The organism is Bradyrhizobium acaciae, assembly GCF_020889785.1.
Lineage (GTDB): Bacteria > Pseudomonadota > Alphaproteobacteria > Rhizobiales > Xanthobacteraceae > Bradyrhizobium > Bradyrhizobium acaciae.
Genome location: NZ_JACMYK010000051.1, coordinates 1 through 13,610 on the forward strand (window position 1 = coordinate 1; position 13,610 = coordinate 13,610).

Sequence of the window (13,610 nt, forward strand, 5' to 3'; positions counted from 1 at the left end):
CCGCCGCCAAGCTCGCGCCGGTGGCGCCGCCGCCGCTGCCGGCCGCGCCTGACAAGTTGCCGCTCGCCAAGCTGAAGGTGCCGGCCGGCTTCAATGTCGAGGTCTATGCCGCAGGGATGGCCAATGCGCGCTCGCTGGCGCTCGGCGACAAGGGCACCGTGTTCGTCGGCAGCCGGCTCGTCGACAAGGTCTATGCAATCGTCAACAAGGACGGCAAGCGCTCGGTCAGGGTGATCGCCTCCGGCCTCTATCGCCCGAACGGCGTCGCCTTCAAGGACGGCACGCTCTACATCGCCGAGCTGTCGAAGGTCTCCAAGATCGACAAGATCGAGGACAATCTGGACAACCCGCCGAAGCCGACCGTCATCTACGACAAGCTGCCGAAGGACGAGGCGCATGGCTGGAAGTTCATCGCCATCGGTCCCGACAACAAGCTCTATGTCCCGGTCGGCCAGCCCGGCAACAACGTGCTGCATGACGCCGACCACGGCCAGATCCGCCGCATGAATCTCGATGGCTCCGGCGCCGAGGTCTATGCGCTCGGCGTGCGCAACTCGGTCGGCTTCGACTGGAATCCCGAGACCAAGCAGATGTACTTCACCGACAACGGCCGCGACTGGCTGTCGGAGACGGTGCCGGAAGACGAGCTCAACCGGGTCACCAAGGCGGGCGAGGATTTCGGCGCGCCGTTCTGCTACCAGGGCAACATCATCGACCAGGAGCTCGGCTGGGGCAAGAACTGCAAGGACTATACGCCGCCGGTCGGCCTGATGGGCCCGCATACCGCCTCGCTCGGCATGCGCTTCTACACCGGAAGCATGTTCCCGAAGACCTACAAGAACGTGATCTTCGTCGCGCGTCACGGCTCCTGGAACAAGTCGCAGAAGCAGGGCGGTGACGTCGTCGTCGTCAGGCTCAACAAGGACGGCACCGTGAAGTCGATCGAGCCGTTCATGACCGGCTTCCTCGAGGACAACAAGTATGTCGGCCGCCCGGTCGACGTGATGCTGCTGAAGGACGGCTCGCTGCTGGTCTCCGACGACTGGAATGGCGCGGTCTATCGCGTCAGCTACGGCAAGCCGAAGGTCGCCAACCAGTAAGTTGAAACCAGCGATCGGGGGCAGCGCGTGCTGCCCCCGATTTTCTTTTTGAACTGCATGCAAGGATGGACCGATGCGCAAGCTCGCAATCGTCGCGGCGCTGGCCGCTCTCAGCTTTTCCGCCAATGCCGAGACCATCCAGGAGCGTGCTGCTGCGTGCTTCGCCTGCCATGGCGAGCACGGCACGTCGGAAACCGAGAACACGCCGTCGCTCGGCGGCCAGCAGGCGCCCTATGCGCTGATCCAGCTGTTCATGTTTCGCGAGAAGCTCAGGGTGTTCGACCCGATGAACGAGATGGCGAAGTCGATGACCGACGACGATCTGCGCGCCTTCTCCGATTTCATCGCCACCTTGCCGAAGCCCACGCCGCCCACGGATGCCGGCGATCCCGCGCGGATGGCGCGTGGCCAGGCGCTGGCGCAGCAGAACCGCTGCAACACCTGCCACAACACCGATTTCTCCGGCAAGGAGAACGTCCCGCGGATCGCCAACCAGCGCGAGGATTACCTCGCCAAGACGCTGGCCGAATACAAGGACAACAGCCGCCACGGCTACGACGCCACCATGGCCGACGTGATGCAGACGGTGGCCAAGGAGCAGATCGGCGACCTTGCCCATTACATCGCGCATGTCCGCTGAAACATCGGGCGGCGGGAAGCTGGCCTTGCCCTTCGTGTGGGGCTAAAACGCCTGCGTCATACGGAGTGTCTCATGCAGGATATTTGGCGTCTGTCGGCGGCCGAGCTCGCCTCCCTCATCAAATCCAGGAAGGTCTCGGCGAAGGAGGCGGCGGAGGCCGGGCTCGCCCGGCTCGACGCGGTCAATCCGAAGATCAACGCGGTGGTCGATCACCGGCCGGACGACGTGCTGGCGCAGGCTGCGAAGATCGATGCGGCAATTGCGCGCAATGAGGCGGTCGGGCCGCTCGCCGGCGTGCCGATCACCATCAAGGTCAATGTCGACCAGGAGGGCTACGCCACCACCAACGGGCTGAAGGCGCAGCGCGACCTGATCGCCAAGGTCGACAATCCGGTGGTCGCCAATCTGCGCAAGGCCGGCGCGGTGCTGCTCGGCCGCACCAATTGTCCGGCGGTGTCCTATCGCTGGTTCACCACCAACCTCATTCACGGCGACACCAAGAACCCGCGCGATCCCGGCATCACGCCCGGTGGCTCGTCGGGCGGCGCGGGCTCCGCGGTCGCGGCCGGCATCGGCCATATCGCGCACGGCACCGATATCGCGGGCTCGGTCCGCTATCCGGCCTATGCCTGCGGCGTGCACGGCCTTCGGCCGAGCATGGGCCGCATCCCGGCCTTCAACCCGGCATTGCCGGAGCGGCCGATCGGGCCGCAGATCAGCGCGGTCTCGGGCCCGCTGGCGCGAACCGTCAACGATCTGCGGATCTCGCTCGCGGCGATGTCGGCGCCTGACTATCGCGACCCCTGGTACGCGCCGGTGCCGCTCGAGGGACCGCCGCGCGAGAAGCGCGTTGCGATGTGCCTCAATCCTGACGGCCTCAACCCGGTGCCGGAAGTGGTCGCCGCGGTGGCCGATGCCGGCAAGCGACTGCGAGAGGCAGGCTGGATCGTCGAGGAGATCGACGACACCCCGTCGCTGCGCGAGGCGGCCGAGATCCAGACCCGGCTCTGGCTCGGCGACGGCTACGAGGCCCAGCTCGCCTTCGCCGAGCGCGAGGGCGATCCCGGCGCGCTGGCCTGCCTCCGCGGCGTTCGCGCCCGCGTGCATCCGTTCGACCTGTCGCAGGCGCTGACCCGGCGCGCCACGCTGACGCGCGACTGGTTTACTTTCCTCGACAAATATCCGGTGCTGCTGATGCCGGTCTCCGGCGAGCTGCCGTTCCCCGATCATCTCGACCGCAAGGACGAGGCGTCGTTCGCGCGGGTGTGGCACGCGCAGCTGCCGCAGATCGCGATCCCCTTCATGGGGCTTCCCGGGCTCGTCGTCTCCACCGGCTTGGTGGGACGGATTCCGGTCGGCGTGCAGTTGGTGGCGGGCCGCTACCGCGAGGATCTCTGCCTTGCGGCAGGCGAGGCGATCGAGGCCGGCGGCACGCCGTCCTCTCCAATCGATCCGGTGGTCTAGCGCATGATCCGGAAAAGTGGGTACCGGTTTTCCCTCGCGACAAACGCGGAACGCGTTTGCGCGGAGATCATGCGCAAATAAGAGAGGAACGATGGCGACGGTCTACGATTTCACCGCAAAATCGCTCGCCGGTGAGGACATGCCGCTGCGGCAGTTCGAGGGGCAGGTGCTGCTGATCGTCAACACGGCGAGCGCCTGCGGGTTCACGCCGCAATACAAGGGCCTCCAGGAGCTGTACGCCGGTCTCTCACCGCGCGGCTTTGCCGTGCTCGGCTTTCCCTGCAACCAGTTCGGTGCGCAGGAGCCTGGCGATGCGAAGCAGATCGCCACGTTCTGCGAGACCAACTACGCCGTGACGTTTCCGATGTTCGCCAAGATCGACGTCAACGGCAGTGGCGCGCATCCATTGTACGAATACCTGAAACGTGAGAAGTCGGGCCTGCTCGGGCCGTCGATCAAATGGAACTTCACCAAGTTCCTGGTCGATCGCTCCGGCAAGGTCGTGGCGCGGCATGCGCCGACCGCCCGGCCCGAAGGATTGAAGAAGGACATCGAGGCGCTGCTATGAGCGACGACACCACCAACGACGAATTCCCCGACCGCCTCTCGGTCGATCCGAACAGCCCGTATTACAACGCGGAGATTCTTGCCCGCGATGTCGGCATCCGATTCAAGGGTGCCGAGAAGACCAATGTCGAGGAGTACTGCATCAGCGAAGGCTGGGTGCGGGTCACCGCTGGCAACGCCAAGGACCGTTACGGCAATCCGCTGACCATCAAGGTGCACGGGCCGGTCGAGCCGTATTTCAAGGACAAGGCGAAGTCCTGATTACTCGCTTTTTGACGTCATCATGGCCGGGCTTGTCCCGGCCATCCACGTCTTGGGACGTCACCGGCGAAAGACGTGGATGCCCGGGACAAGCCCGGGCATGACGAGAAGCTAAGCACTCACGCGTCAAAGGATTGAGCCCATGTCCGTCCGCATCGTCGACGTCCGCGAGGTGACGAAACCGATCTCCTCGCCGATCCGCAACGCCTATATCGACTTCACCAAGATGACCACGAGCCTGGTTGCCGTTGTCACCGATGTGGTGCGCGACGGCAGGCGGGTGGTCGGCTATGGCTTCAATTCCAACGGCCGCTACGGGCAGGGCGGTCTCATCCGCGAGCGCTTTGCGGCGCGCCTCCTGGAAGCCGATCCGAAATCGCTGCTCGATGCTGATGGCGCCAACCTCGATCCGGACAAGGTCTGGTCGACGCTGATGTCGAACGAGAAGCCGGGCGGCCATGGCGAGCGTTCGGTCGCGGTCGGCACCATCGACATGGCGGTGTGGGACGCAGTCGCAAAGATCGCAGGCAAGCCGCTGTTCCGATTGCTCGCCGAGCGCCACGGCCTGACTGCCAATCCGCGCGTCTTCGTCTACGCCGCCGGCGGCTATTACTATCCGGGCAAGGACCTCGGCGCGCTGCGCAAGGAGATGCGCGGCTATCTCGACCGCGGCTACAACGTCGTGAAGATGAAGATCGGCGGCGCGCCGCTCGCCGAGGATCGCGAGCGCATCGAGTCCGTGCTGAAGGAGATCGGCACCGAGGCGCAGCTTGCGGTCGATGCCAACGGCCGTTTCGATCTGGAGACCGCGATCGCCTACGCCAAGATGCTGCGGGAGTATCCGCTGTTCTGGTACGAGGAGGCCGGCGATCCGCTCGATTATGCATTGCAGGCCGCGCTGGCCGAATTCTATCCCGGCCCGATGGCGACCGGCGAGAACCTGTTCAGTCACCAGGATGCGCGCAATTTGATCCGTTACGGCGGCATGCGGCCGGACCGCGACTGGCTGCAATTCGACTGCGCGCTGTCCTACGGACTCTGCGAATATCAGCGCACGCTCGCGGTGCTGAAGACCCACGGTTGGTCGCCGAGCCGCTGCATCCCGCATGGCGGCCATCAGATGTCGCTCAACATCGCGGCCGGCCTCGGCCTCGGCGGCAATGAGAGCTACCCCGACCTGTTCCAGCCCTATGGCGGGTTCCCGGACGGTGTGCGGGTCGAGAACGGCCACATCGTGATGCCGGAGCTGCCGGGCATCGGCTTCGAGAGCAAGTCCGACCTCTATGCGGAAATGAAGGCGCTGGCCGACTGATCCAGCCCGGCCGGTGCGGATCGGCGGCCGCAGGAGGGTTGAGTTCGCTCGCAAAATTATGTGAGCGGCGCTCAAGAAATAATTGAACGTTGCTCACGTTGCGCTATACTCATTCGGGAGGGCGTGCTGTCCGGATCCCCGGAAGGCGCCTGGAACCGGTCATGAGGATCGCCGCATGCCATATTCAGCAAAGAATCTCCGGGAAGCCGCAGATGCCGGGGTGATCAGCGCGGCTGATCTGGAGCGGCTGCTCGCCTTCCTCGCCGGCACTGCCGGGCAAGGCACGGCCGATGACGCAAGCCCGCCAGCCAGGTTCGATGCCGCTCACGTGCTCTGGTATGCCGGCGCGCTGATCGTGATCGGCGCCATGGGCCTGTTCTCGACCCTGGCCTTCACCCAGATGGGCGGTCGGGCGCTCACGGCCTGCGCGATCGCCTACGCCACTGCATTCGCCGTGGCGGGTCATCACCTCTGGTACGGCAAGAATTTGCGGGTTCCCGGCGGACTGCTGATCGCGATCGCGGTCTCGATGGCGCCGCTCGCGGTCTACGGCATCCAGGACGAACTCGGCTGGTGGGGCAAGTTCGGCAAGCCCGGAACCGTGCAGGACTTCTATGTCTGGGTGAAGGGCAGCTGGATATTCATGGAGATCGCAACAATTGCCGCCGGCATCGTCGCGCTGCGCTACTACCGCTTCGCCTTCATCGTCGCGATCATCTCGGTCGCGTTGTGGTTCATGTCGATGGATCTGGCGCCGTGGTTCAGCGGCACCGCCTATGCCGATTTCGAGATGCGGCGTCGGGTGTCGGTGTGGTTCGGATTGGCCGTCCTCGCGGTGGCGTGGATCGTGGATTATCGCAGCCGCAACGGCGACTTTGCGTTCTGGCTGCATCTGTTCGGCCTGATGGCATTCTGGGGCGGCATCAGCGCCTCCGAAGGCTCGACCGAATTGAGCAAGGCGATCTACTGCCTGCTCAACATCGGTCTCGTCGCGATCGCCGTGATCCTGATGCGGCGCGCCTATGCGGTGTTCGGCGCGTTCGGCATCTGCCTCTATCTCGGACACCTCGCCGACGTCGTCTTCAAGGACTCGCTGTGGTTTCCGTTCTCGCTGTCGCTGATCGGAATTGGCGTGATCGCCGCGGGCCTGCTCTACCATCGCAACGAGCGCGCGATCGCGGCCTGGCTCGAAGCGCATCTGCCGGCGGGGTTGCGGCCGCGATCCGCGACCGCGTGATGCAGGCGGCTGCTTACGACAACCGCATGTCCAGCAGCCGCCGGCCTTCGCCCTTCAAGAGCTTCTTCACCGCGCTCGAGGCGATCACCTCGCCGTTGTTGGCATAGGCCTCGTGGTTCTTCTCGATGTCGTCGAGGCGGTAGAGGTAGTTGACCATGACGCCGGCGGATTCGCGCAGGCCCTTGGGCGAGAGGTCGCCGAGCCAGTTGATCCGCTCCAGCCGCGCGCCATTGCCGAGATGGAAGCGCGCGACCGAATCGATCAGCCGGCCCTTCGGCGTGCGCGCTCTCAGGAAATAATAGGCGGCGAGTGGCTCCAGCACGGCGCGCAGCTGCGTGGCGAGCTCGGCGTTCTCGAACCAGTCCGGCTTGCCGAGGCTTTCCAGCAGCTGGCGGTCCTCATCGGTGAGCGGCACGTCGTCGGCCTGCTTGACCCACTGCATGAAGCCGGGCACCGGCGACAGCGTCACGAAATTGTCGAGCTTGGGCAATTCGCGGCGCAGCTCCTCGACCACCTGCTTGATCAGGAAGCTGCCGAACGAGATGCCGCCGAGGCCGCGCTGGGTGTTGGAGATCGAATAGAACACCGCGGTGCGGGCCTTCTCGACCGGAACCGGCTCGCGCTCTTCGGCAAGCAGCGGTGCGATCGCGCCCGGGATGGCCTCGGTCAGCGCGACCTCGACGAAGATCAGCGGCTCGTCGGCCAGCGCCGGATGGAAGAACGCGTAGCAGCGGCGATCGATCGGATCGATGCGGCGGCGCAGGTCATCCCAATCGCGGATCTCGTGCACGGCCTCATAGCGGATGATCTTCTCCAGAATATTGGCCGGAGACGACCAGTCTATCCTGCGCAGCACGAGGAATCCCCTGTTGAACCAGGACGAGAGCAGATGCACCACGTCGCGATCGAGCGCGGCGAGGTCCTTGTTGCCCTTCATCAATGAAAGCAGATCCGAGCGAATCGACACCAGCTCGCCGGTGCCGCCCGGCGCGCGATTGAGTCGGCGGATCAATTCCTGGCGGCGCGGCTCGGAGGCGAAATGCAGGTCGCTGGCGTCCTCGCCATCGGTTTTGGCGCGCCAGGCGTCGATCGCCTGCGCCAGCCGGGCGTGATCGGGTCCGAAATCGCGCGCCAGCGTCTGGAAGAACGACAGCCGTCCGGCGGCATCGAGGTGGTGGTACCGGTCGAGCACTTCGCGCGCCATCGCGGTGCCGGAGGCCTCGCCGCGGCCGGACAGCAGCGCCTCGCACAATTCCAGAAGTTCGGAAGCATCCTGCTTGTCGTCGGCCGGGCTGGCGCGGCCGAGCAGGACGCGGCCGCGTTCGGAAATCGTCGAGAGCAGGTCGGAGAAGAAGGCGTTGGCCATGTGTCGGTCGTATCCAGCAGGTCGTATCCAGTGAAGCCGGACCTTACACGGGATTTAAGGTCGGGAGGACTGCAATCAAGCGCATGGATCGTACGGAAATATGTCGCAGCTAGATAGCTCGTCATGGCCGGGCTTGACCCGGCCATCCATCTCTTTGGAAAGAATTTCTTTGAAGGTTGATGGATACGCGGGTCAAGCCCGCTATGACGAGCGTCACTGCTTCTCCGCGAACGCGGTCGGTGTCTTGCCGGTAACCTGGCGGAACGCGTGCGAAAATGCCGGCACGCTGGCATAACCGAGGTCGGAGGCGACCTGCTTGACCGAGACGTTCGCGCCGGTCGACAGGCGTTCGATCGCCGCTGCGATCCGGGCGCGCTGGCACCAGCTCTTGAAGGAGAGTTGCGTCTCCGCCGAGAACAGGCGTGACAGCGTCCGCGCCGAGGTGCCGACCATGCGTGCCAGTGCATCGATCTCATGGTCCCTGGTCGGATCGGCCAGCACGATGTCGGCGGCGCGGCGGCAGCGCGGTTCCTGCGGCAGCGGGATGAAGGTCGCGGAATCCTCGGCCTGGTGCAGCTCCAGCATCACGAGCCTGATCAGCAGGTCGGTGCGCTCGCGTCCGCATGAGGCGTCGAACAGCGCTAGGATCGCCTGATGCACCAGCGGCGAGACCCGCACCACGAATTCATGGTCGAGGCTGCCGCTGCGTTGTTCGCGCGCGAGCCAGGCCTGGTCGAAATACAGCGTGCGCATCTCGATGTCGGCGAGCACGTCGATCGCGTGCGGGAGCAGGGCTGGGACCCACACCGCGCGATCCGGCGGCACAAGCCAGCGGCCCTTCGGTGTCGTCACCTGCATGGTACCGCTGGCGGCATAAACCAGCTGCGCCTCGCGATGCATGTGCGGGTCGAGGCGGATGCCCTTCGGGTAGTTGCGCGCGACCATGTGGACGCCGTCGCCGGTGACGCGCCGGTCCTGGTGCAGGGCTCTTATTGGCGGCTCAGCGATAGTCATTGGCGACATCCCGTCAGGACAAGCACCTATAACCTATTTTCGAGCAATGGAAGAATCGCGTGAGAGACGTGCCATGAATAGTCCCAGCCGGGTGATCACCTTCGTCAACGCCGGCCATTTCATCGATCATTATGCGATGCTGATTTTCGCCGCCGCCGTCATCATCATGGGCCCGGCGCTCGGCATGGCCTATTCGGAGCTCCTGCCCTATGCGACGCCTGGCTTCATCGCCTTCGGCGCCGGCTCGTTGATCACGGGCTGGCTCGGCGACCGCTGGAGCCGACGCCACATGATGGTGATCTTCTTCGTCGGCATCGGCCTGTCGATGATCTCGGTCGGTTTCGTGCAGACGCCGCTGCAGCTCGGCGCGGCGCTGCTCGCGATCGGCATCTTCGCCTCGATCTACCATCCGGTCGGTACCGCGATGATCGTGTCCTACGCCGAGAAGCTCGGCGCCCAGATGGGGATCAACGGCGTCTGGGGCAATCTCGGGGTTGCCTCCTCGGCGCTGGTCACCGGCGTGATCGGCCAGTATCTCGGCTGGCGCTGGGCCTTCATCGTGCCCGGCGTGGTCACCGTGCTGATCGGCATCGCCTTTGCGATGACGGTGGTGCATGAGGACCGCAAGGGCTCAAGGCAGGCCGCAGCGCAGGCGCGGGTCGCCAAGGAAGACATGTGGCGCGTGGTGCTGTCGCTCGTGATCGTGGTGATCGCGATCTCGACCACGTTCAACGCGGTGACGGTGGCGTTGCCCAAGCTGTTCGCGGAACGGCTCGCAGATCTGACCAGGAGCCCGGCGCTGCTCGGCGTGATCGCGGCCGGGGTCTATGTGTTCGGCGCGATGACGCAGTACACGATCGGCAGGCTGCTCGACAAACATTCGCTGAAGACGGTGGCGCTGCCGCTGTCGTTCATGCTGGCGCCGTTCCTCTATTTCGCGGCGAGCCTGTCCAATCTGCCGCTGATCGTGGTCTCGATCGGCATCGTGATGGGCGCGTTCGGCCAGGTCACGGTGAACGATGCCATGGTCGGAAAATACACCACCGAGGAATGGCGCTCGCGTGCCTATGCGGTGCGCTATTTCGTCGGCTTCACCGCGGCGGGGGCATCCGTCGGCCTGGTGGCCTGGCTGTATGACCAGGGCGGCTTCTCCATGATGCTGCGCGCGTTCGCGGGGCTATGCCTGCTGGCGATTGCGGCCGCGATCATCCTGCCGCGCGAGATCCGCACGCCGGCCGCGCAAGGGGGCTGATACCGAGCGTTTTGCGCCCACTTGCCATGGCGCGATGCGCACCCGCCGGCTGGCGGGCGCGCTGCTCTGTGCTGCGGTATCCGTGACTTGGTCACGCTTCAACAACTTTGTTCCGACCCGCAGCTGTGGTAAATTGAGCCGGGCCTCGGGGACGAAGGCGCCGGTTGCGCCGCGAGCACGTAATTTGTGGAGCAGCCGGAGCGCCATGGGCGAAATTCGCGATTTCAAGTCAGGCCGGTCACAGTCCGACAATACACAGCCGCCCGGAACTTCGATGCCGCGGCGCCTGGCGGCGATCGTTGTCGGCGATATCGCCGGCTACAGCCGGCTGATGCAGCTCGATGAGGAGGGGACGCATACCCGCGTCAAGCGGGCCGAGCGCGATCTGATCGAGCCGACCATTGCCGAGCACCATGGCAAGCTGGTCAAGACCACCGGCGACGGTTTTATCGCGATGTTCGACAGTCCGGTCGAGGCGGTCCGGTGCAGCATCGTGATCCAGCAGAACATGATCGGCCGCAACGCGGCGGTCGCGCGAGATCGCTGGATCGAGTACCGGATCGGCGTCAACCTCGGCGACGTCATCATCGAGGCCGACGATATCTATGGCGATGGCGTCAACGTGGCTTCGCGCCTGGAAGGGATCGCAGCGCCGGGTGAAGTCTTCATCTCCGGTGGCATCTACGAGCAGATCAAGCACAAGATGGTCTGCGGGTACGAATCGCTCGGTGACAAGAAGGTCAAGAACATCACCGATCCGGTCCGGGTCTATCGCGTGTTGCCGGACGCTGCCGCGTACCAGAGGACGCGCCGGCGCCGCGAGTCGATCCTGCTCACGCTGCTCGGACTGGCGGTCTCAGTCATCGCGGGCGGCGTGCTGTGGTACATGCTGGCGCAACCGCGCAGCAAGCCGATCGACGTCGCGCAGGCGCCTCCGGCATCGACCGCCGCGCCGCAGGCGGCACCGAGCCCGGCGCCGGTGCAAACCGCAAGTCCGAGCCCAAGCGCCGCACCGACCCAGCAGGCGTCACCCCAGGCCGCCCCCTCGGCCAGTCCCGCACCGTCCGTGCTGGAGCCCGAAATGGTTGCGCTGCAGGGCGGCAGCTTCTCGATGGGAAGCAATGACGATCCCTCCGAGCGGCCGATCCGAAAGGTTACGGTCAAGCCGTTCGCGATGGGCAAATATCCGGTCACCGTGCGGGAATGGAATGCCTGCGCGGCAGCCAAGGCCTGCGGCTTCACGGCCAGTGGCAAGGACGACCTGCCGGTCACCAATGTGAGCTGGAGCGATGCGAAGCAATATGTCGCCTGGCTCGCCGAGGGGACCAAGAAGGCCTATCGGCTGCCGAGCGAAGCCGAATGGGAATATGCGGCGCGTGGCGGAACGCAATCGAAATACTGGTGGGGCGACCAGGTGCAATCGGGCCACGCCGGCTGCAAGGATTGCGGTGGTGATGCTGCCGCCGAACAGCCGGTCAAGGTCGGCAGCTTCAAGCCGAATCCGTTTGGTCTTTACGACATGGGCGGCAGTGTCGATCAGTGGGTCGAGGATTGCTGGCACAGGAACTACCAGGGCGCGCCGGCCGACGGTGCGGCGTGGCTCGGTGGCGACTGCGGCTCCCATGTCATTCGTTCCGGCTCCTGGAAGAACGACGCGCGCTATGTCCGTCCGGCCAATCGCGACAATTACGACACCAATGTTCGCTACCCGACCCACGGTTTCCGGGTCGCGCTGTCGCCCTGACAGATCGTCTGTAACCGCCAGGTTTCATGGAGGGGCTATGAAGAGTGCATGCTTGATCACCCTGGCTGCGGCGCTGACATTGTTCGCCGGTCCGGGCACAGCGCAGAACAAGCCGGCGGGGAAAGACACCAAGCTGTATTTCATCTGGCCGCACAACGGAACCAAGCTCAAAAGCCCCTTCGCGTGCCGCTTCGGGCTGCGCAACATGGGCGTCACCCATGCCGGCGACGAATATCCGAACAGTGGCCATCACCATCTTCTGATCGATGTGGATGAGCCGTTGAATCCGAATGAGCCGATCCCGTCGGACAAGTCTCACCAGCACTTCGGTGCGGGCCAGACCGAGACGCAGCTCGATCTGGCGCCCGGCAAGCATACCTTGCAGCTGGTGCTGGGCGACGCCAAGCATTATCCATTCAACCCGCCGGTGGTCTCCGAAAAAATCACCATCCGCGTCAAATAGGCCGATACGGATAGCTTCCTTGCGCGAACCGCCGCTTGCGCAAAGCGGCCTCGTGCGGTTTGTTGCGCGCCGGCCGGGTGCAAGACCCGGCGTGGAGGACGTCCGATGTTGTCTCGACTGATGCGTCTGGCCGGCCTCGTTCTGGGAGTGATTGTCATGGCCACGTCCGCCAACGCCGATGCCTTGAAGGATCAGATCGCACCGACCGGAAAGCTCCGGGTCGCGATCGCGATCAGCCCGGCGGGCGGCGCGTTCTGGTGCACCAGGACCGAGAACGGTTATGCCGGCGTGCCGGTCGATCTCGGCCGCGAGATGGCGGCGCAGCTCGGTGTTCCCGTTGAATACGTCGTGCACCAGAATTCCGGCCAGATCAGCGAGGCGGCGGCCAGCAACACCTGGGACATCACCTTCCTGCCCCGGGATCCCGAGCGCGAGACCAGGATGACCTTCGGGCCGATCTACGAGGTCGCCGATGCCACCTATATCGTCAAGCCGGGCTCGACGATTGCGAATTTCGCCGCGCTGGATCAGGACGGCGTCAAGGTCGCGGCCGTCAATGCCACCACCACGATGCGCGGTGCGATCGCGCATCTCAAGCACGCCAAGGTCACCGGCTATCAGACCTATGACGAGATCTTCAATCTGTTGAAGAGCGGCGAGGTCGATGCGTTCGCGTTGTCGCGCGATCAGCTCAATGCGATGGCCAGGAAGATCCCGGGCACCCGCGTGCTCGACGAGACCTTCAAGCAGACCGTCACCGCGGTCGCAGTGCCGCTCGACCATCCGCTGGCTGCGGCGTTTGCCACGAAATTCATGACGGATGCGATCGCCAACGGCACGCTGCGCAAGGCCTACGACAATAACGGGCTGAAAGGCTCGCCGGTCCGCACCGAGGTGAAGTGAAGTAGCGGCGCGCATCGACCTATCTGACCTTTCTCCCCGTCATCCTGAGGTGCGAGCGGAGCGAGCCTCGAAGGATGAATCGGCCCCGCTGGTGGCCGTCGATCCTTCGAGACGCCGCTTCGCGGCTCCTCAGCATGGCGGGGATGGAGAGGCGCGTCCCTTGGGTGACATCTGGGCATGCTGCATAATTCCGCGCCATCGCGCCGAATGGTTCTCATGCCGGTTATCTAACTCATTGTATTGACGTAGATTTCAAGCCTGTCGCCGGTTGGCATATCCATTGCTTT

Annotated in this window: 13 protein-coding genes; 11 read left to right on the top strand and 2 right to left on the bottom strand. The window is 64.7% G+C overall.

What is annotated here, in order from left to right; all coding sequences use genetic code 11:
- From H8A92_RS20115 to H8A92_RS20145, 7 genes are all read left to right on the top strand, one after another.
- A partial coding sequence (locus tag H8A92_RS20115; protein WP_229197373.1) for a PQQ-dependent sugar dehydrogenase occupies positions 1-1,100 on the top strand: 1,100 nt, incomplete at its 5' end.
- 73 nt (positions 1,101-1,173) lie between these two features.
- Complete coding sequence (locus tag H8A92_RS20120; RefSeq protein WP_229197374.1) at positions 1,174-1,740, top strand: c-type cytochrome; 567 nt, start codon at positions 1,174-1,176, stop codon at positions 1,738-1,740.
- Between the two features lie 72 nt (positions 1,741-1,812).
- Positions 1,813-3,204 (top strand): amidase family protein, encoded by a 1,392-nt coding sequence (locus H8A92_RS20125; RefSeq protein ID WP_229197375.1) that lies wholly within the window; start codon positions 1,813-1,815, stop codon positions 3,202-3,204.
- Positions 3,205-3,295: 91 nt separating this feature from the next.
- Complete coding sequence (locus tag H8A92_RS20130) at positions 3,296-3,772, top strand: glutathione peroxidase (protein ID WP_229197376.1); 477 nt, start codon at positions 3,296-3,298, stop codon at positions 3,770-3,772.
- Positions 3,769-4,032 (top strand): DUF3297 family protein, encoded by a 264-nt coding sequence (locus H8A92_RS20135; RefSeq protein WP_229197377.1) that lies wholly within the window; start codon positions 3,769-3,771, stop codon positions 4,030-4,032. The genes H8A92_RS20130 and H8A92_RS20135 overlap by 4 nt, the downstream gene beginning before the upstream one ends.
- A 142-nt stretch (positions 4,033-4,174) precedes the next feature.
- On the top strand, positions 4,175-5,344 hold the full coding sequence (locus H8A92_RS20140; RefSeq protein WP_229197378.1) for a mandelate racemase/muconate lactonizing enzyme family protein: 1,170 nt from the start codon (positions 4,175-4,177) through the stop codon (positions 5,342-5,344).
- A gap of 175 nt (positions 5,345-5,519) precedes the next feature.
- The gene (locus H8A92_RS20145) at positions 5,520-6,581 is read left to right on the top strand and encodes a hypothetical protein (protein WP_229197379.1); all 1,062 of its coding nucleotides are present in this window, start codon (positions 5,520-5,522) and stop codon (positions 6,579-6,581) included.
- A 13-nt stretch (positions 6,582-6,594) separates the two neighbouring features.
- Here the strand turns inward: H8A92_RS20145 and H8A92_RS20150 are convergent, their stop codons facing one another.
- Together H8A92_RS20150 and H8A92_RS20155 are read right to left on the bottom strand one after the other, a co-directional pair.
- The gene (locus H8A92_RS20150; protein WP_229197380.1) at positions 6,595-7,947 is read right to left on the bottom strand and encodes a malonyl-CoA decarboxylase; all 1,353 of its coding nucleotides are present in this window, start codon (positions 7,945-7,947) and stop codon (positions 6,595-6,597) included.
- A gap of 213 nt (positions 7,948-8,160) precedes the next feature.
- The gene (locus H8A92_RS20155) at positions 8,161-8,961 is read right to left on the bottom strand and encodes an AraC family transcriptional regulator (protein WP_229197381.1); all 801 of its coding nucleotides are present in this window, start codon (positions 8,959-8,961) and stop codon (positions 8,161-8,163) included.
- Positions 8,962-9,034: 73 nt separating this feature from the next.
- Between H8A92_RS20155 and H8A92_RS20160 the strand changes: the two genes are divergently transcribed.
- The 4 genes from H8A92_RS20160 (at position 9,035) to H8A92_RS20175 (ending at position 13,323) form a co-directional block, all read left to right on the top strand.
- Entirely contained in the window at positions 9,035-10,213 is a 1,179-nt protein-coding gene (locus H8A92_RS20160) for an MFS transporter (RefSeq protein ID WP_229197382.1), read from the top strand.
- A 205-nt stretch (positions 10,214-10,418) separates the two neighbouring features.
- A complete protein-coding gene (locus tag H8A92_RS20165; RefSeq protein WP_229197383.1) occupies positions 10,419-11,957 on the top strand; it encodes an SUMF1/EgtB/PvdO family nonheme iron enzyme in 1,539 nt (512 codons plus the stop codon).
- Between the two features lie 37 nt (positions 11,958-11,994).
- On the top strand, positions 11,995-12,420 hold the full coding sequence (locus H8A92_RS20170) for a DUF4399 domain-containing protein (protein WP_229197384.1): 426 nt from the start codon (positions 11,995-11,997) through the stop codon (positions 12,418-12,420).
- A gap of 156 nt (positions 12,421-12,576) precedes the next feature.
- Positions 12,577-13,323, top strand: coding sequence for a transporter substrate-binding domain-containing protein (locus H8A92_RS20175; RefSeq protein WP_229197385.1), 747 nt, complete (start codon positions 12,577-12,579; stop codon positions 13,321-13,323).
- Positions 13,324-13,610: the final 287 nt, after the last annotated feature.